Raw genomic sequence first — 20,491 nt, forward strand, 5'->3', positions numbered from 1 at the left:
ATATTTCGCACCTTTATTCACAAAAAATTTATGTATTTTATGCGGTTTTTTTCACCTTAAACCACGCTGCGTAGAGCGCAGGTAAGAAAAATAATGTCAGTAAGGTGGCAACAATCAATCCACCCATGATCGCAACGGCCATCGGACCAAAGAAAATACTTCGTGAAAGTGGAATCATCGCTAACACGGCTGCCAAAGCAGTCAAAATAATCGGACGGAATCGACGCACTGTTGCCTCAATAATCGCTTCCCAGGTTGGATGCCCTGCTTGCCTGTCTTGTTCAATTTGATCAATCAAAATAAGCGAGTTACGCATGATCATCCCAGAGAGTGCAATTGTGCCCAACATGGCCACAAAACCAAATGGTTTGTTAAATAATAGTAAGAATAAAACCACACCAATTAAACCAAGTGGAGCTGTTAACAACACAATGGTCGCACGAGATAAGCTTTTAAGCTGAATCATCAGTAATGTCATGACCACAGCCAAGAACAGTGGCATACCCGCATTAACAGAGTTTTGCCCACGTGCAGACTCTTCTACAGTTCCACCGACTTCAACAAGATAGCCACTTGGTAATTCAGCACGTAACTTATCCATTGATTCAGCTAACTCGCCAACCACTGTAGCTGGTTGTAATTGAGTCCGAATATCTGCACGAACAGTAATGGTCGGTAAGCGATTACGATGCCAAATTAAACCATCTTCAAACTTATACTCAATTTTAGCAATCTGAGCTAAAGGCACAGTCGTTCTATTTGTCGTGGGTACAGCTAGACTTGCCAATGAAGCCACTTCAACTCGTTCGCTCTGATCGCCACGTAAACGGATTTCGATGAGTTCACGCTTTTCACGATATTGCTCAATCGCACTACCTGTAATTGATGCATTAATGAAATTCGCTAAATCCAGACTAGACACACCCATTTGTCGAGCACGATCTTGGTCAATTTGAATTGAAATAATTTTACTCGGCTCACCCCAATCTAAATGCACATTGGTGGTATTCGGATTTTCGCTAATCAGTTTAGCGACTTTCTGTGCTTCTTGACGAACCAGATTTTGATCTTCACCCGACACACGATATTGCAATGGATAACCAACAGGTGGGCCATTTTCCAGTAATGACACGCGAGTACGCACTTGCGGCAGTAATTGCTTAATTTGTGTGTCCAACGAGCGGCGAATTTCATCACGATCATCAAGCGATGATGCGAGTACAACAAACTGCGCAAAGCTGGCTTGCGGTAATTGCTGGTCTAACGGTAAATAAAAACGTGGTGAACCTGTACCGACATAAGCCACATAATTATCAATACCTTTTTGTTTAGACAGGAATTTTTCAACCTTTTTCACCGCTTGTTCTGTCGCTGTTAAAGAAGCACCTTCCTCAAGTTTTAAATCGACTAAAATCTCGGCACGGTTCGAAGGTGGGAAAAACTGCTGAGGAACGATCTTAAACATCAGCACAGATAGCACAAAAATACCCACCGTCGTTGCAATCACGGTTTTACGGTAGGTCACACAAAACTCGACCATCTTTCTAAAACGTAAATAGAAGTTAGATTGATAAGGATCGTAGTGATGGTCCTGTGAAATGGCCACAGTTTGCGGTTGCGGTTTTTTGGTTAATCTCGCCCATAACCGGACATACCAAGGTGCCTGATGCCCTGTTTTAGTAAAATCGGGTAATAGCTTTTCGCCTAAATAAGGTACGAATAAAACTGCCGCGACCCAAGACACTAATAAGGCAATTGTCACCACCTGAAAGATAGAGCGTGTGTATTCACCTGTACCAGACTGAGCCGTAGCGATGGGTAAGAAACCAGCCGCAGTAATCAGCGTTCCGGTCAGCATAGGAAATGCTGTTGTTTTCCATGCAAATCCGGCGGCTTTAATTCGGCTATAACCCTGCTCCATCTTAATTGCCATCATCTCGACGGCAATAATGGCATCATCGACTAACAAACCTAGCGCCAAGATCAGAGCACCCAGCGAAATCTTATGCAGACCGACATCGAATAGACTCATACCTGCAAAGGTCATTGCTAACACTAAAGGAATAGAAAAAGCGACAACCAATCCTGTACGGAAACCTAAAGAGAAAAAACTCACTAACAAGACAATAATAACTGCTTCAGCGAGTACCTTTATAAACTCATGAATACTGCGTTGTACTGCTACAGGTTGGTCAGAAACTTTTTGCAGCTTCATGCCTAAAGGCAAAGTTTTTTGTAGTTGGGCAAATTCTGTTTCTAGATTTTTACCTAAGGCAATAATGTCACCGCCTTTACGCATCGATAAAGCAATACCAATACCATTTTCACCCATGAAACGCATACGTGGCTGAGCAGGTTGACTAAAACCACGGTAGACATCAGCGACATCTCCGAGCTGAATGGTTTTATCACCTACCAGTAAAGGCAGTTTTTTAATTTCATCAATATTTTGTAAATGACCACTTACCCGAATCTGAATACGGTCTGTGCCTGTTTCAAAAAAACCTGCACTTGCCATACTATTTTGCTTTTGTAAGGCGTCTTGAATCGCTGTAACTGGAATACCAAGCTGTACCGCTTTGGTGTTAGAAATCTCAATCCAGATTTTTTGATCTTGCAAACCAATTAATTCGACCTTGCTGACATCCTTGACCCGTTGAAGCTGTAATTGCAAACGATCTGCATATTCTTTCAGAACTGCATAGTCAAAGTCTTTGCCTGTCAGTACATAAATATTGCCGAAAGTGTCTCCAAATTCGTCATTGAAAAATGGACCTTGTACACCGTTTGGTAGTTCATGACGTATATCATTCACCTTCTTACGAACGTTGTACCAAACATCAGGAATCTGGGCTGACTTCAGCGAATCCTTAGCCACAAAAGTGACCAACGACTCACCCGGACGGGAGTAAGCCATAATCTTGTCATACTGCCCTGTTGTCATGAGTTCCTTTTCGATACGGTCCGTAACTAAAGTAGAAACTTCTTTGGCAGTCGCCCCAGGCCAGTAGGTCTGCACCACCATGACCTTAAAGGTAAATGGTGGGTCTTCACTTTGAGATAATTTTGAATAAGAGATTGCACCGATAATGCCAAGCAACAGCATAAAATAAAGGACGATGCCTTTATTATTTAGTGCCCATTCCGAGAGATTGAATTTCATGGCTGGGTTGCTCCCTGAATTTCCACCCCACGGTTTTCACGATCAATCGGGTGAATCTTCTGTTTATCACGTAGCAAATGCACGCCGCCAATCACAACCCAATCATTTGGTCCCACGCCAGATAACACAGGTACGCTGTCTTTGCCATATGCACCAATCGTTACAGGTACTTTACGCAATGTCTGATTCGCATTAACCACCCAGACATAAGGCTGATTATCTGTTGCTGAAACACTCGAAAGTGGCACACTCATCACATTGGTGTGAGTTGAGCTAAAAAATACGCGTGCACTTTGTCCAAGCTGAATCGCAGATTGACCTTCTTTGAGTGCAACTTTGACTGTAAATGTACGAGACTGATCCGCTGCTGGGGAAACTTCACGCACATAACCCGCAAATCGGTCATTCGGTTTAGACCATAAAGTCACCCAAGCTGCTTGGCCAACCTTGATCTCGGCAACCGCTTGTTCTGGCACGCCAATGACAACTTCACGCTCTCCATCAATGGCCAGTTGATAAGCCGCCTGTCCAGCTGCAACCACTTGTCCAATTTCAATATTTCGCGCAGTAATCACCCCGTTTTTATTAGAAACGAGTTGGTTATAACCAGTTTGGTTCGCAGACACTTCATAGTTAGAACGAGCTTGCTGTAGCGCCGCTTGTGCCGCGTCATATTGATTTTTTACCGTATCAAATTGCGAACGACTCACCGCATTAATCGGCAATAATTGCTGAAAACGTTTAAGTTCATCTGCTGCTGTTTTTGCTGAAGCCTGTGCATTGTCAAGTTGGGCTTTAGCAGCATTTAATTGTAGCTGAGCATCTGCCACGTCAAGCTTTGCTAAAACTTGTCCGACTTTAACTCGATCACCGACATCTACGTAACGTGCCGTAACTTGTCCACCAACCCGAAATGCTAAAGCTGTTTGTTGTCTAGCCTGCACATCCCCTGCATAGCTTTTTTGTTCATTGAGAGTAGTTAAGGGTTGAGCCACCATCACATAGGGTATTTCTTCTGTTTTGGGAGCTTCTTTACTACACCCCATTAATGTGACCGTACAAACAATCACCATACTCATGATGAGAGGTTTTAACAGATTCATATCTTATCGCTCTTATTCAAACTGATTTTTTAAGGCACAATATGCTTGCATCATAAATTGTTTATTTTTTAATTAATATACTCACGGGTACATTAATTAAAGAAAAACTTATAAATTGATATTTTTTTTAAATTTTTATCAGAGGATTTTGTGCAAACAGTTAATCAAAGTGGACGCCCCAAAGATCTGGAAAAACGTGCTCGTATCTTGCAAGCTGCGAAAGCCATTTTTTTGAAATCCGGTTATCACGGTACTAGCATGAACCAGATTGCACAGGAAGCAGGAGTTACTAAGCTCACGGTTTATAATCACTTTCAAGACAAAGTGAACCTATTTATCTGTGCAATTACACAAACCTGTGAAGAGACTCTAAGTAATAAACAATTTGAATTAGATGCATCGGCAGATTTTTATCAAGCACTCTATTTCGTGTGTTCACGCGCCTTGCAGATTATTTATTCACCTGAAGCACTAAAGCTGGAACATGTATTATTTGAACTCGCAGCAGAACAAAGCCCTTTAGCTGAACAGTTTTTTGATGCATCGCATACGCGACTTCAAAATCAGTTAGCCGCATTCTTCCAAAAAGCAGCTGAATTAGGTTTTATCCAAGCCGATGATCCAATTTATCAAACAGAGCTTCTTTTAACTTTGTTGCTTGGAGTACGTCACCATAAGGTTCTACTTAGAATTATTGCCGTACCAAATGCTCAAGAGCTAGAACACATTATTCAGGATGCAATTCATTTATTTTTGCTCAAATATCGGAATTAAACCAAAGTCCGATTGCCAAAAGTTGCACTGAGTGCATGTCTACTTTTAAGACGCAATAAGCGAATTAAATGTTATTTTTTAAGCAAAAATTCACATTTTCTTACGCTCAAAGCTTGGAATGTTTGTTAATCGCGCTATATTCGATAAGAATAAGAACAGGAGAAAAATAGCATGGTTCAGCAAATCGATGCGCCACTGCGTGAGGATGTGCGTTTACTTGGCAATTTGTTAGGTGAAACCCTAAAACAACATGCAGGACAAGAACTGTTTAATCAGATCGAGCAAATCCGTGCTCTTGCCAAAGGTGCACGTGATGGTCAAGCTGAAGCCGAAAAGCAACTAGAACAATTATTTTTGGAACTGCCCGATGAAGAGCTACTCCCTCTTACTCGTGCTTTTTCTCATTTCCTCAATTTTGCCAATATTGCCGAGCAATATCATGTGGTTCGTAGCCGCAGACAGGCAGAATTTGATTCGGATGCCAACTCTCCGAATCCTCTTGTTCACCTATTTGAAAAATTTAAAGACAAAAGTATTTCAACAGAAAAACTGTTCCAGCAAATTTGCGATCTCAATATTGAGCTAGTGCTTACAGCGCATCCGACCGAAGTTAGCCGTCGTACCCTCATTCAAAAATATGATGATATTAATGCTTGTCTTTCACAGCTTGATCAGCAAAAACTTACCCCACGTGAACGACAAAATGCACTTGCCAACTTAAAGCAACAAATTAGTTCGGCATGGCAAACAGATGAAATTCGTCAACATCGCCCGACCCCTGTCGATGAAGCAAAATGGGGCTTTGCAACCATCGAACAAACGCTCTGGAATGCCGTACCTAAATTTATTCGTGAGTTAAATGAGTTGGTCCAAGAAAATTGCCAACAAAATTTACCACTTAACATTGCACCAGTACGTTTTGCATCTTGGATGGGTGGAGACCGCGATGGCAACCCAAATGTTACTCATCAAATTACCCAAGAAGTACTGTGGTTATCACGCTGGCAAGCTGCCGACCTTTACCTAAGAGATATCGAAAACTTACGTTGGGAACTTTCAATTCAAACCTGTTCTGAAGAAATGATTCAGGCTATTGGTAACCAACATGCAGAGCCTTATCGTGAATATTTACGTGCTACACGCGAACGCTTAAAAGCGACTCGCCACTGGTTAGCACAGCGCTTACAAGGCTTAGAAGCAGACGACAGCAATGTCATTAAAAGCAAAGATGAGCTTTTACAACCCCTATTGCTATGCTATCGCTCTTTAATCGACAGTAACTTACCTGAAATTGCGAATGGTCAACTCCTCGACTTTATTTATCGTGTGAACTGTTTTGGTATTGAACTACTTAAACTCGACATTCGCCAAGAATCAGGTCGTCATCGCCAAGCGATTTCAGCAATTACTGAATATTTAGGTTTAGGTAATTTTGAATCGTGGACTGAACAAGCGCGCCAAAACTTCCTGATTCAGGAATTACAAAGCAAGCGCCCACTTTTACCGAAATATATTAATGAACCTGAAGGCAGTTTGATTGGGCACCCAGATGTCCAAGAAGTATTTGCAACCATGCGTACTTTGGCTGACCAACCGCCTGAGTCTTTAGGGGCTTATATTATTTCGATGGCTGAATATCCAAGTGATGTTTTAGCGGTGTTGTTATTGCAAAAAGAAGCAGGTATTCAGCACCCTTTACGTGTAGTTCCTCTATTTGAAACTTTAAAAGATTTAGATGGCGCTGCAACAACCATGAATACGCTGTTCAATATGCATTGGTATAAACAGCACATTCAGGGCAAACATGAAGTGATGATCGGTTACTCCGACTCTGCAAAAGATGCTGGTTTCATGTCAGCTAACTGGGCGCAATATCGTGCTCAAGAAGAGCTAACTGCAATTGCTCAAAAACACGGTGTACAGTTGACGCTGTTCCACGGCCGTGGTGGTTCAATTAGTCGTGGTGGTGCTCCAACACAACAGGCACTATTTTCACAACCACCAGGTTCGATCTCTGGTGCAATCCGTGTCACAGAACAAGGTGAAATGATTCGCTTCAAGTTCGGTTTAGAAGGGATTGCCATGCAAAACCTTGAAATCTATACCGCTGCAACTCTCGAAGCGACTTTATTACCGCCACCAGAGCCTAAAGCCGAGTGGCGTGAAATCATGAACCGTATGACAGATCATTCTGTGAAGGTTTATCGCCAGACAGTGCGTGAAAATCCACATTTTGTGAAGTATTTACGGACCGTTACGCCTGAACTTGAATTGCAAATGTTGCCATTAGGCTCACGTCCAGCAAAACGTAAAGTGAGTGGTGGTATCGAGTCGTTACGTGCGATTCCATGGGTATTTGCATGGACTCAAATCCGTTTGATGCTACCTGCATGGCTAGGTACTGGTGCAGCAATTAATGAAGTGATTGCCGATCAGCAAAAAGCAACGCTTGATGAAATGCTCCAGCAATGGCCTTATTTCCAGACGCTTATTGATATGTTGGAAATGGTATTGTCTAAATCCGATGCCAACATTGCACTCTATTACGAGTCTCATTTGACTGACGATGAAGATTTAAAAGTGCTCGGTAATCAATTACGTCAGCGCTTAAAAGATGCTGTTGAAACACTCCTTAAATTGAAAGATGAATCAAAGCTTCTTAGCAATAACGAAGTTCTTGATCAATCAATGCAAGTTCGTAAACCGTACTTACTTCCTTTGCATCTTTTACAGGCTGAACTCATGAAACGCCGCCGTGATTATCTTGCTGAGCGTCAGGCAGAGAACACACCTGTTGACCATGCACTTATGGTGAGTATTGCGGGTATTGCTGCTGGTTTACGTAATACGGGCTAAGCTAATTTTACCAATTGTTTAATAAAGCAGTGCATCACTGATGCGCTGCTTTTTACTGACAAAGTTCCCCGGTTTTCTTAAATTTTCCCTGATTTTCTATTTTTTTGAAATTTTTTTTAAAATCAAAAAATTAGTCTTTATGAGAAAAAAATAACTAATTCCTTATATTTAGAATTCATAAAATTATACCAATCGTTAAAAAATAATTACTTTTCACTAACATACTTCTCTCTAGAGATTAAATGCACTCTCAAGAAAGAGTATCATGGCACCAATTAAAGAATAACGAGCTTATTTTATGTCCAATTGGTTTCCAAAATGGCAGCCTTACCAAGGTGATATTGACCACCGACCGGTCTCTACCAACGAATATCTCCCTCCAGTTCAAAGTGCTATTTTAGGTATTCAACATGCGTTTGCCATGTTTGGAGCAACTGTTTTAGCACCATTACTCATGGGCTTTAATCCTAACCTTGCCATTTTAATGTCTGGTATCTGTACCATCCTGTTCTTTTTAATTACGGGTGGTCGTGTTCCGAGTTACTTAGGCTCAAGTTTTGCATTTATTGGTGTGGTTGCAGCAGCAACTGGACATATTACAGGTTCAGGTGCCAATCCAAACCTTTCTATGGCTTTAGGCGGAATCGTAGCATGTGGTGTGTTTTATGCCATTATCGGTTTTATTGTGATGCTTACGGGTACACGTTGGATCGAAAAACTCATGCCGCCTGTGGTGACTGGCGCCATTGTGATGATTATTGGTCTAAACCTCGCACCCGTTACCATTAAAGGTGTTGCAGGCCAACCATTTGAAATGTGGATGGCCTTAATTACCGTACTTTGTATGGGTAGTATTGCAGTCTTTACTCGTGGCTTATTGCAACGTTTGCTTCTATTGGTCGGTTTAATTTTGGCTTATGCAATTTACGCCATCACCACCAATGGGCTAGGTTTTGGTAAACCAATCGATTTTAGCCAGATCTCACAGGTTGCATGGTTCGGTATCCCAAACTTTTCACATCCTACTTTTGATACCAAAGCAATGCTAATTATTGCGCCAGTTGCGCTTATTTTAGTAGCAGAAAACCTAGGTCATATTAAAGCAGTAGGTGCAATGACTGGTGAGAACCTGACGCCGCAATTAGGTAAAGCATTTGTTGCAGATGGTTTAGCAACAACGCTTTCTGGTAGTGTTGGCGCGCCGGGGATGACCACTTACGGCGAAAACATTGGCGTTATGGCAGTCACTCGTGTGTACTCAACCATTGTTTTTGTGATTGCTGGTGTCTTCGCCATTTTCTTGGGTTTATCTCCAAAATTTGGCGCGGTAATTAGTACTATTCCAAGTGCTGTCTTAACAGGTGCATCTATTGTTGTATTTGGTTTAATTACTATTGCTGGTGCAAAAATCTGGATTGAAAACAAAGTTGATTTTTCTAACAATAAAAACCTGATTGTTGCTTCTGTAACGATTATTTTAGGTGCCGGAAATTTTGAATTAATGTTTGGTAATTTCAATTTAGGTGGCATTGGTACAGCAACTTTTGCAGCTATTATTTTAAACTGGCTATTTAGTTTAAAAGATAAAACCTAAGTTCAAAAAGGCAGCGTAAGCTGCCTTTTTTGATTACGATTTAGTATGATGAATTTTTGCGTTTCAATACGTTCCTATCATGCGTTTTGATTTTTTTGATTTACAGTTGGTTCTTCATATTGTCTCGACTGGTAGCCTAACTAAAGGTGCGGACCGCTCTGCTATTTCACTTCAAGCAGCGAGCGAGCGTATAAAAAAACTCGAACAGTATTTTGAGACACCCTTATTTATTCGCCAAACCACTGGCGTAGAACTCACTACAGCAGGACACGCTTTTGTAGAACACGCTCGTCAGCTCATGGCGCAAAAAGATCAATTAGAACAAGAAATGCAGCGGTTTAGGCACCCTACAACAGAAGCATTAACGCTTTGGTGTAACTCTTCTGCTCAAAGTGAATATTTGCCTCCGCTCTTACCTCAATATTTAGTACTTCATCCCGAAATGAATATCGATTTACACGAAGCAGAAAGCTCAGAAATTGTAGATGCATTAACGCAAGGTATGGCAAGCCTTGGGCTGGTCTCAAGTTTTTTTGATACCAGACATTTGCAAACTAAGGAATTTGCGAGTGATCCATTAGTTCTGATTTGCCCTACTGCCCACAATTTAGCTCAATACTCTGAGCTGAATTTAGTAGATGCTCTAAGCTATGGCTTTATTGGTCTTAAATCCCATCATTCTTTGCAACAATCCATTGAAACTCAAGCTAAGTTATTAGGCTTTAACATACAGTACCGTTTACGCTTACCTAACTTTGGGGCAATTGCTGAGGTCGTTGCCAAAGGCGTTGGAATTGCGATTATGCCCGCCCGCGCTGCACAGCGTTTGCAATTAGACTATGATTTTCATTCAATCCAGTTATTAGGGGCTTGGGCAAACCGCAAACTGCTTCTCGCAACACAAAATTTCAATCAGCTCCCTAGCAGTTACCAACAATTTGCAGATTTTTTATTGCAACACCGTCCTGAAAAATCGGCTTAATGCAAAATCATATAAAACCCTAATGACATTAAACCAATGAAAAAAATACGGCGGAATTTCTGCTCATTCAATCGATAACGGATTTTTTTACCTAACCACATTCCAACGAGTGCAGCGAATAAAGCCGCAAAAGACAAACGATAATCGAGTGTTATTCCTGAGATAGGGTTGTGGTGTAAAAAGACTGCCAGACAAATGGTAGAGACAGTAAAAGTCAGCCCCAAAGCCTGTACCAGCTCGTCACGTTTTAAATGCAAAGACTGCAAATATGGCACGATAGGAATAATAATGACGCCTGTGGCTACAGTGACTGCCCCACCAATATAACCAATGATCGGCGATAGCCAACGCTCATGCTTTCCTAAGTGTGGGAGCTTCTTCACGCATAGTCCATAGAGCCCATATAAAGCCAGCATACAGCCTAATAAAATTTCACTACTGTGCCCATGACTTTGACTTAAAGTGGGTAGAAAGCTCCATATTGACCCCACTACAATGCCTACGAGCAAAGTCCAGAAACGGCGAATAAAAGACCAGACATGTCCTTCCGCAAAAAGCTGCCAGACATTGGTGACCATCGAAGGAACAATCAGAAGAGAGGCTGCTTGAAAAGGGCTCATTGCGATAGTGAGTAAGCCCATCGATACTGCTGGTAACCCTAAGCCGATCATGCCTTTAATCATGCCAGCAAAGGCAAACACCATCATAATAATTGCTAGAAATGTCACTGTTTATCTCCGATTCCTTACCAGGTTATGCTACGGAAAAAACAGGCTTTGCCCTATTCTTGTTTTTAGAAGCAGGCCTCAATTAAAAGTTGAGGCCGTTTTATATTTTTCTTCTAACACATTGCTAAAAATACTTTCAATCATCCAAACACGGTACAAACTATTAAATACATAGCTTTGACCATCAATACGCAACTCTAAAACTGGCAAATCAGGTTGATGCTTATCTCTGCAAAAAGCATCATTTTGCGCCAGAACAGCTGGCACATCCTGCTCGGTTAACTGCTCAATTCCTAACTGCTGCTGTAATTCCTGAAAATGCTTTTGGAAAGATAAATCTTTACCTTTTGTCCAAACGGCCTGCAAGATCGTAAAAATCGTATCGATTTGCTGATTTTCCTGCACACTATAGAAAAGCTTTGCCATCTCAAGCGTACTTTCTTCTGTAGGACGGCAAAAAGGCGTAAAAGCTACACCTGTGCGTTTAGAAACGCGTGTTGCCAAACTCCAATCAAACCAATCTCGGCCTTGGTAGCTTAAGGGGTAAACTTTTAATTGAATATCATAATAATCAGCCAGTTCTTCCTTAATATAAGCAAGTAATAGCCAACTCATCGGATCTTCTAAGGCAATATATATATCGAGTTCGGGACGAAGTGTCTGAATTTCGGTAAGTGCCTCAGCATCATTAATCAAATGTTCACGCCATTCGATATGATTAATTAAAAAAATTGGATTGCCAGTCAGTAACTTTTGCTGTTTTAAACGACGGGTTAAACGTAATAAATCATCTACTGCATGATATTTACGACCACCAAACTCAAAGTATGCGGCCGGTACAGGCTCATCCGTAAAAATACGTTCTGAAAAATGTTGAGGAAGCTGATGTTTAACTGCCATGGCATGTAAAGTACGTAGCTTTCCGTATTGCTGCTGCCAAAGCATGTGAAAAATATCTTCAAGTAAATGTAAGAAATTCTGACCTTGTAATGGGGTTCTTTTTAATATAACTGCCGCTTGTTTTAAAGATTCTTGGCTTGGTATTTCTGGAAATTCATCAAAAGCAAACCGATGCTGTTTGGCTAATATTTTGGCATCATTCAGACAGTAATTTTGCCATTCTTCATGCGACATACCATTCGGAGGTTCAGAAGCCGTATGGGAAATAATAATTTTTAAAGGTTTAAGCTCATCACTTAAAATCTCATCGAGCTGAGATAGTTGCTGAACAGCTAAGTAGCTATACACATCATCAAGTCGTAAATAAATACTTAAACCATTTTCCGTGGGTAACACCGCTTGACGAGAAGGTTTTTGGTAAAACCAACTCGATCGGATAGGGTCAAACCAACGGCGTAGCAGTGACATGAGAGTAGAGCCTCTAAAAAAATAAATCCTAAGCAAGACCAAAAAACTGCTTTGATCGCAGTACAACGTGCCGCAGAAACTTCATATACAAAATGCTGACGAGCTCTGCTTACGCAGAACAAAGATCATGTTATTGCACGTGTTGCTGCATCGGTGAAGATTTTATCATCATTTTATGAGAAACCCATAGAATGACTTGCCACACCTTCATCTACAAGCCTATTTTTTCGAACAGACGTAAAAAATGCACCCATCAGCATGATAATAATTCATCGTGCAAATGGATGCATAGTTTCTATTCAATTAATAAAATTGAATATTTTATAGAACGCGTACAGCTCCTTTCGCTGCACTTGTTGTATGCATTGCATAAACTTTTAACGCTTTTGATACCTTACGTTTACGTTCTTCTTTCGGATGCCAGCCTTTTGCTTCTTGAACTGTACGACGGTGCGCCATAGTCGCATCATCAACGTTCAAGTGAATAGTACGGTTTGGAATATCGATTTCAATGGTGTCGCCATCTTCAACCAAACCAATTGCACCGCCTTCAGCAGCTTCTGGCGAAACATGTCCAATTGAAAGACCTGATGAACCACCAGAGAAACGTCCATCTGTCACCAATGCACAGTCTTTTCCTAAACCTTTCGATTTAAGGTAGCTGGTTGGGTAAAGCATTTCTTGCATACCCGGACCACCACGTGGACCTTCGTAACGAATCACAACCACATCGCCAGCTTTAATGTCATGACCCAAAATTGCATCTACAGCCGCATCTTGACTCTCAAACACACGCGCTGTACCCGTAAATTTCAAGATCGATTCATCTACACCCGCAGTTTTTACAATACAGCCATCAAGCGCGATGTTGCCGTATAGAACTGCTAAACCACCATCTTTAGAGAATGCATGTTCTGCATTACGAATAACGCCTTTTTCACGATCGCCATCTAAAGTTGCATAGTAGCGATTTTGAGAGAATGCAACTTGAGTTGGAACACCACCCGGAGATGAGCGATAGAACTCATACACGTCTGCATCTTCAGTACGAATAATGTCCCACTTATCCAAGGCATCTTTCAAAGTTTTCTCGTGTACAGTTGGTACTGAGACATCGAGTAAATTCGCACGATCAAGTTCACCTAAAATGGCCATAATACCGCCAGCACGGTGGACATCTTCCATGTGAACATCTTGTTTTGCAGGCGCTACTTTAGACAATACAGGAACTCGACGTGACAACTCATCAATATCGTCCATTGTAAAATCAACTTCTGCTTCACTTGCCGCAGCCAATAAATGCAGAACCGTATTGGTTGAACCACCCATTGCAATATCAAGGGTCATCGCGTTTTTAAACGCGGCCTTAGTTGCAATTGAACGAGGTAAAATGCTTGCATCCTCTTGTTCGTAATAGCGCTTAGCTAATTCAACAATAAGCTGGCCTGCTCTTAAAAATAATTTTTCACGATTGGCATGTGTTGCAACAATTGAACCATTACCCGGTAAAGATAAACCTAAAGCTTCTGTTAAACAGTTCATTGAGTTTGCAGTGAACATACCTGAACATGAACCACATGTTGGACATGCTGAACGTTCAAATTCTTCAACTTCTTCGTCTGTATAACTTTCATCAGCCGCAACAACCATTGCATCAACAAGGTCAATTGCTTTTTCATTACCACGGAACTTGACCTTGCCCGCTTCCATTGGTCCGCCTGACACAAAAACAACTGGAATATTCAAGCGCATCGCAGCCATGAGCATTCCCGGAGTAATCTTGTCACAGTTTGAAATACATACCATTGCATCGGCGCAATGAGCATTTACCATGTATTCAACTGAGTCAGCAATCAAATCACGTGATGGTAATGAATAAAGCATGCCGTCATGCCCCATTGCGATCCCGTCATCTACTGCAATCGTATTAAACTCTTTAGCAACACCACCTGATGCCTGAATTTCTGCTGCAACAAGCTGCCCTAGATCTTTAAGATGTACATGGCCCGGAACAAATTGAGTAAATGAGTTGACCACCGCAATAATCGGTTTGCCGAAATCCTCATCTTTCATTCCTGTTGCACGCCATAAGCCACGTGCGCCAGCCATATTTCTTCCGTGTGTCGATGTTTTTGAACGATAGTCAGGCATTAGTGTTTCCAACAAGTTGTGCTTGAGCGGAATTTCTTCCACTCTGGCTGAATGATACTGATATAGCGTTAGATCAGTCGGAATATTGACTCATCATCATAATTTGATCATTCTCCATTCTATAGAAGCAAATAATATTCGGAAAGCCAAGAACAGTAATAGTCAGTCAATATTTAGCAAAACTTACATGAATAATTTTTTATTTTTTCATAACCTTTTTTTATCAATAAAAGTTTTTGAATAATTTTTTGTTCACTATTTAAAAACTCAAATGTCCAATAGCCATGAGTTTAGGGCTTCAATCGTTTTTCACGTATACTACCCATAAACTCTTTTTGGATTGCATTTGTGAAAATTATTTTTGCTGGCACCCCCGAATTTGCTGCAACAGCATTGGCGGCATTATTAAAAACTTCCCATGAAATTATCGCCGTTTATACTCAGCCAGATCGTAAAGCGGGCCGTGGACAAAAACTAACGCCATCTCCTGTAAAACAGCTTGCGCTTGAACATGGTATCTCTGTTTACCAACCACTTCACTTTAAAGCCTCTACAGAAGAAGGGCTCGCAGCTCAACAAGAACTTGCAGCTTTAGGTGCAGATGTGATGGTCGTTGCAGCCTATGGCTTGATTCTGCCACAAGCTGTGCTCGATATGCCTAAATACGGTTGCTTAAATATTCACGGTTCATTATTACCACGTTGGCGCGGTGCAGCACCCATTCAACGTGCGATTGCAACAGGTGATGAAGAAACCGGAATCACAATCATGCAAATGGCTGCTGGTTTAGATACAGGCGATATGATGTATAAAACCTACTGTCCAATCACTGCCGAAGATACATCAGCGACTTTACATGACAAACTAGCAGCTCAAGGCGCAACAGCAATTTGTGACGTACTCGAGTCAGAAGAAACACTGCAAAAATATTTGGCAGAACGTGAAGTTCAAGATGAAAGCCTAACAGTCTATGCGCATAAGTTGGTGAAATCAGAAGCTCGTATTGACTGGTCAACTAATGCTGCTCAACTTGACCGAAATATCCGTGCGTTTAACCCTTGGCCCGTTGCCTTCGTTCAGCTTGATGGAAATAATGCGCTGCGTGTCTGGAACTCAACAACTTCTAGTCAAAGCAAAGCAAATGCTCAAGCGGGTGAAATTATTGCAATCGATAAACAAGGCGTACATGTTGCTTGTGGTCAAGATTCCTTTATTTGTCTGACTAGTGTGCAATGGCCGGGCGGTAAAGCCATGAATGCGCAACAAATTGCTCAAACTCAAAAACTTCACGTAGGACAAATTCTACCATGAGTCAGGTTTCATCAAATTCGTCACGATTTAACTTACGTGCTCAAGTCGTTCAGACGTTATTAAAAGTTCAGCAAGGGCAATCACTTGCTAGTATTTTAAATACACAGCTGAATCAAGTTGCAGAACGTGATCGCGCACTATTTCATGAACTTGTTCTAGGTACGCTACGCCAATGGTTTGCTCTTAAATCAATTAGCCTACCTTTGCTCAGCAAACCTTTAAATAATGAAACTGTTGAAACCTGTCTGTATGTTGGGCTTTATCAAGTTTTATGCACGCGTATTGCAGCGCACGCTGCTATATCAGAAACAGTAGACGCCACTAAACAACTTGGATTTCCGGCACTCAGCGGTATTGTGAATGCCATTTTACGCCGTGCCACTCGTGAAACAGATGACTTTGAGCAAGGTTTACAACAAGCGCATGGCTTACCAAGTTGGCTTTTCAAAAGGTTAAAAAAGGATTGGGGAGAACAAACTGAATCTCTGTGCCAATCATTAAAACAAGTCGCACCTTTAACGTTAAGAGTTAACCAACGTCATATTGGACGCGATGCTTATCTAACAAAATTACAAAGTCTAGATATTCAAGCACGTGCATGCACTTTATCTGAAGCAGGAATTGTTCTTGAACAATCTGTACAAATTACCCAGTTACCCGGTTTTGAAGAAGGCTGGTTTTCTGTACAAGATGAACACGCGCAGCTATGTGCAACATTATTACCAGATTTAAATAATAAAACAGTGATTGATGCCTGTGCAGCACCAGGAGGAAAAACAGCTCATTTACTCGAAAAGTTTAAACCAGCTCAACTCATTGCCATTGACCAAGATTCTAACCGTTTAGTCCGTGTAACTGAAAATTTAAACCGCTTAGCACTTGATCAAAGTCAAACAGAAATTTTGGCAGCTGATGCGACCCAATGGGTTCCCACAGAGCCTGTAGATTGTATCGTATTAGATGCCCCTTGCTCTGCTACGGGAGTTATTCGTCGCCATCCAGATATACGTTTATTGCGCCAATCTGGCGATATAGCCCAAACGATTGAGCTACAAAAGCAGATTCTGGAACATATGTGGCAACAGCTCAAAGTTGGCGGTACGCTGCTCTACATTACATGTTCAGTTTTAAAAGCTGAAAATGAACAGCAAATGATAAATTTCTTTGCAGAACATATCGATGCAAAAGAAATTAAGATTGAAGCTAATTGGGGGCTTGAACAAATTCATGGTCGACAATTATTACCGCAAGCGCAGTCTGGTGATGGATTTTATTATTGTAAAATTCAAAAAATTGCATAAAAAAAGCAGGCTTTAAGCCTGCTTTTTACTAGATCAGCATCAAAGCGTATGCTGATCTTTTACATCTTCTAAAACGTCATCTAACTCTTCAGGATGTTTCGATAAATGTAGAATGGATAAAACCAATCCACCCCATAAAAACACCATCGAAATTACCATCATTACGATTGCCGAAGTATTCATTATTTTATCCTCCTAGCGATCTTTCATTTTGCTTAACACGATTGCAACGACCGCACAGAAAATCACACTGCCCCAGCCGAATACACCTTGTAAGCTCATACTATAAGTATCATAGCCATTTTTGATCAAATTAAAAACAGTCATACAGAGTGTAGTTAACAAGATTAAAGAGGTAATAACCGTTAAAGTGAAATCCCATCCCTTACCCACTTGAATGGTTGAGATACGATTTATATGTTCACTCAGTTCTTTAAGAGCTGAGCGTTTAAACCAAGCTACGCTAATAATAGATATTAATGCGCCACCGATAATTCCAATGTTATTGATAAAGTGGTCAACAATATCAACCAGCTTAATTGCATTTACACTTGAGAATAAAATAATTGATACAAGTGCACTACCACCACCAATAATCGTTACAGCTTTTTTACGGCCCCATTTCAACTTATCTTGCATTGCTGCAATAGGCACTTCCAAAATACTAACCATCGAAGAAATACCTGCGACGAAAAGTGAAGAGAAGAATAAAAGACCAAATAAATCAGCCCCGGCACCTAAGCTTGAAATAATTTTCGGGAATGCAATAAATGCTAATCCAATTCCACCACTTACGACATCTTTAACTTCAGTACCAGCAGCGTGTGCCATAAAGCCAAGCGCTGCAAAAATACCAATACCCGCCAGAATCTCTGTTGATGCATTTGCAAAACCAACAATTAAACCAGAGCCAGTTAAATTCGTTTTTGGTTTTAAATAGGATGCATAGGTGACCATGATCCCGAAACCAACCGATAATGAGAAGAAAGTATGGCCATACGCAGCTAACCACACTTTATAGTCCATCATTGCTGACCAGTTTGGTGTAAAGAATGCATTCAAACCTTGAACTGCACCCGGCAAACGCAATGACTGAATCACCAAAATAGTAAATAGAATGAATAATAATGGCATGAAAATCTTATTAGATAATTCCACACCCTTTTTCACTCCACCATAAAGAATGATCAAAGTCAGAGCCCAAATTCCAACAATTGGCCAGAATAAATGACTTACAAACTGTAGATCAAAACCAGTCGCTTTTGAGGTTTGTAAGTAAGTATTAAAGAAGAATCCTTCCGGATCACTTCCCCACATTTGACCAATAGAGAAGTAAACATAACTACCGGCCCATGTCAAAACACTTGCATAATACAAACCGATGATGATACAGACACAAACCTGCCACCACCCTAATGTTTCGCCGCCTTTAAATAAAGCTCGATATGCTTTTGGGGGTGAACCAGTACTACGATGGCCGACCGCATAATCTAAAAATAGTAACGGTAAACCAGCAGTAATGAGTGCCAATAGATAGGGAATAAGAAACGCACCACCACCATTTTCATAAGCAACGTATGGAAAGCGCCAAATATTACCTAAGCCTACAGCCGAACCAACGGCTGCAATAATAAAACCAGATCGTGACGTCCAGTTTTCACGAGAATCTGTCATAAAACACCTAATGTTAAAAGATTGCTTATTTTTACTGCTATTGTTGATTGTTATTCCGCATGCAAAAAAAGAACCAAAAGAATACTTTTGTGTTTGATTGAGAATAAAAGGCACCTTGTGAGTATTTTTATTTTCATTTCAAACAAGCAAAAATAGAAAATTCTTCCTTAAAGATTTTTGTCCATTTTTTGCTCCTATATAGCTGAACAATACCTGTTTTTATTTCTTTTTACTGTAATTTCCGTCAGAAATTTTACGAATTTTATGAGTTTTTATCACGATTGGTTATTTTTCAGCTTAACTTTATGTCCTAACACTTATAGTTATAAATTATTGTTCAATGATATTTTGTTCCAATTCCTTAAAAGGTCGCCTTAATTACTCAACTTATCCATTAATTTGTTCTTCAATTTCTAATGGAATTTGATAATAGCTATTTTTTATATGACAAAATTTATACTAAAATATTTAGGAGGGTTAATATCATCGAAATTAAGAAACAGATATTAATTATTTGAAATAATTAATAATTCATTCAACTTAGAAAAATTATTAACGCTATACGCATCACTCTCTCTTATTTTTTATCAATGCATGTGTAGCAAGATGTCTATATCATGCGCTCAAAGATTTCTTTTATGCGGATGTTCAAAGTGAAAATATTAAAAATATCTTTATTAACGCTCGGGATGGGCTTAAGTGGCCTTGCTCAAGCAGACTTTGTTGGAGTAAAGGGAGAGGTAGGCTACTGGTTTTATGATGGTAAAGCTAATATGTCTTCTCAATTCCCTGACGATCAAGATCTAGATCAAAAAGGTAGTGCTCAACTTTCATTGGCAGTAGAACATCCAATCCCTTTTATTCCAAATGCAAAAATTCGTTATGTAAATTTAGATAGTCAGACTAAAGCGGAAACCTTAGGTCAAGCTAACTATAAAGTTGATTTAGATCATAGCGATTTTATTCTCTATTATGAGTTATTAGACAATATTGTGAGTGTAGATGCGGGACTTGGTGCAACTGTACTAAATGGTGATATCACTGCGTATACAGGCAAACGCGTAGATATTGATAAAACATATCCTATCGCTTATTTGTCTGGTGAAGTCAAACTTCCATTTACGGGCTTAAGTGCGAAAGGTGAAGCAACCTATACAAACTTTGATGATGCACGAATTACAGATGCATTAGCAGAAGTAAAATATAAATTTGCAGATAACCTACTCATTGATCTGGGTTTAACAGCAGGTTATCGCGTACTTAATATTGATTTAGATGATTATGATAACAATGACCTTAAATTTGAGTTTAAAGGTCCATACGTAGGTTTGGAAGCCCATTTCTAAACCTAAACGGGCTCGAAATTTCCCTCATACATAAAAAAGGACTCCTAATAGAGTCCTTTTTTATTGTCTTAACTTCTTACCTACGTTTTCAGATTAATATCTGCATAAAAAAACACCCCCAACTATTGAGTTGGGGGTGT

14 protein-coding genes are annotated in these 20,491 nt (G+C 40.4%); 7 read left to right on the forward strand and 7 right to left on the reverse strand.

All coding sequences use genetic code 11. The annotated features are described in order from the left end of the window. Nucleotides 1-37 precede the first annotated feature (37 nt). Together OD757_RS12705 and OD757_RS12710 are read right to left on the reverse strand one after the other, a co-directional pair. Nucleotides 38-3,163 (reverse strand): efflux RND transporter permease subunit, encoded by a 3,126-nt coding sequence (locus OD757_RS12705; protein WP_263032100.1) that lies wholly within the window; start codon nucleotides 3,161-3,163, stop codon nucleotides 38-40. Continuing rightward, entirely contained in the window at nucleotides 3,160-4,266 is a 1,107-nt protein-coding gene (locus OD757_RS12710; RefSeq protein ID WP_263032101.1) for an efflux RND transporter periplasmic adaptor subunit, read from the reverse strand. The genes OD757_RS12705 and OD757_RS12710 overlap by 4 nt, the downstream gene beginning before the upstream one ends. Nucleotides 4,267-4,416: 150 nt before the next feature. Between OD757_RS12710 and OD757_RS12715 the strand changes: the two genes are divergently transcribed. From OD757_RS12715 to OD757_RS12730, 4 genes are all read left to right on the forward strand, one after another. Then, nucleotides 4,417-5,040 (forward strand): TetR/AcrR family transcriptional regulator, encoded by a 624-nt coding sequence (locus OD757_RS12715; RefSeq protein ID WP_263032102.1) that lies wholly within the window; start codon nucleotides 4,417-4,419, stop codon nucleotides 5,038-5,040. A 171-nt stretch (nucleotides 5,041-5,211) separates the two neighbouring features. Then, the gene (ppc, locus tag OD757_RS12720; protein WP_263032103.1) at nucleotides 5,212-7,896 is read left to right on the forward strand and encodes a phosphoenolpyruvate carboxylase; all 2,685 of its coding nucleotides are present in this window, start codon (nucleotides 5,212-5,214) and stop codon (nucleotides 7,894-7,896) included. Between the two features lie 298 nt (nucleotides 7,897-8,194). Next, the gene (locus tag OD757_RS12725; RefSeq protein WP_263032104.1) at nucleotides 8,195-9,490 is read left to right on the forward strand and encodes a solute carrier family 23 protein; all 1,296 of its coding nucleotides are present in this window, start codon (nucleotides 8,195-8,197) and stop codon (nucleotides 9,488-9,490) included. 79 nt (nucleotides 9,491-9,569) lie between these two features. Beyond that, entirely contained in the window at nucleotides 9,570-10,472 is a 903-nt protein-coding gene (locus OD757_RS12730) for a LysR family transcriptional regulator (RefSeq protein WP_263032105.1), read from the forward strand. Here OD757_RS12730 and OD757_RS12735 read toward each other — a convergent pair. From OD757_RS12735 to ilvD, 3 genes are all read right to left on the reverse strand, one after another. Continuing rightward, nucleotides 10,469-11,200, reverse strand: coding sequence for a sulfite exporter TauE/SafE family protein (locus OD757_RS12735; RefSeq protein WP_263032106.1), 732 nt, complete (start codon nucleotides 11,198-11,200; stop codon nucleotides 10,469-10,471). The two genes, OD757_RS12730 and OD757_RS12735, sit on opposite strands and share 4 nt — an antisense overlap. A 78-nt stretch (nucleotides 11,201-11,278) precedes the next feature. Next, entirely contained in the window at nucleotides 11,279-12,568 is a 1,290-nt protein-coding gene (locus OD757_RS12740) for a hypothetical protein (RefSeq protein WP_263032107.1), read from the reverse strand. Between the two features lie 321 nt (nucleotides 12,569-12,889). Beyond that, complete coding sequence (gene ilvD, locus OD757_RS12745) at nucleotides 12,890-14,719, reverse strand: dihydroxy-acid dehydratase (protein ID WP_034678775.1); 1,830 nt, start codon at nucleotides 14,717-14,719, stop codon at nucleotides 12,890-12,892. Between the two features lie 348 nt (nucleotides 14,720-15,067). On the opposite strand from ilvD, the gene fmt reads away from it, so the two are divergent. Both fmt and rsmB read left to right on the forward strand, forming a co-directional pair. Next, nucleotides 15,068-16,030: a methionyl-tRNA formyltransferase gene (gene fmt / locus OD757_RS12750; protein WP_263032108.1), complete on the forward strand. Its 963-nt coding sequence runs from the start codon at nucleotides 15,068-15,070 to the stop codon at nucleotides 16,028-16,030. Next, nucleotides 16,027-17,331 carry a 16S rRNA (cytosine(967)-C(5))-methyltransferase RsmB gene (gene rsmB, locus OD757_RS12755; protein ID WP_263032109.1) on the forward strand — a complete coding sequence of 435 codons (1,305 nt, stop codon included), beginning with the start codon at nucleotides 16,027-16,029 and terminating at the stop codon, nucleotides 17,329-17,331. Before fmt ends, rsmB begins: the two co-directional genes overlap by 4 nt. 39 nt (nucleotides 17,332-17,370) lie before the next feature. On the opposite strand, the gene OD757_RS12760 is transcribed toward rsmB, so the two are convergent. Beyond that, nucleotides 17,371-17,514 carry a methionine/alanine import family NSS transporter small subunit gene (locus OD757_RS12760; protein WP_009392435.1) on the reverse strand — a complete coding sequence of 48 codons (144 nt, stop codon included), beginning with the start codon at nucleotides 17,512-17,514 and terminating at the stop codon, nucleotides 17,371-17,373. 12 nt (nucleotides 17,515-17,526) lie between these two features. After that, nucleotides 17,527-19,005 carry a sodium-dependent transporter gene (locus OD757_RS12765; protein ID WP_009392420.1) on the reverse strand — a complete coding sequence of 493 codons (1,479 nt, stop codon included), beginning with the start codon at nucleotides 19,003-19,005 and terminating at the stop codon, nucleotides 17,527-17,529. 644 nt (nucleotides 19,006-19,649) lie between these two features. Between OD757_RS12765 and OD757_RS12770 the strand changes: the two genes are divergently transcribed. Further along, nucleotides 19,650-20,351, forward strand: a complete 702-nt coding sequence (locus OD757_RS12770; RefSeq protein WP_263032115.1) for a TIGR04219 family outer membrane beta-barrel protein — start codon at nucleotides 19,650-19,652, stop codon at nucleotides 20,349-20,351. The last annotated feature ends 140 nt before the right edge of the window (nucleotides 20,352-20,491 follow it).

The sequence above is a fragment of the Acinetobacter sp. AYS6 genome (genome assembly GCF_025630795.1).
In the GTDB taxonomy this organism is placed as follows: Bacteria; Pseudomonadota; Gammaproteobacteria; order Pseudomonadales; family Moraxellaceae; genus Acinetobacter.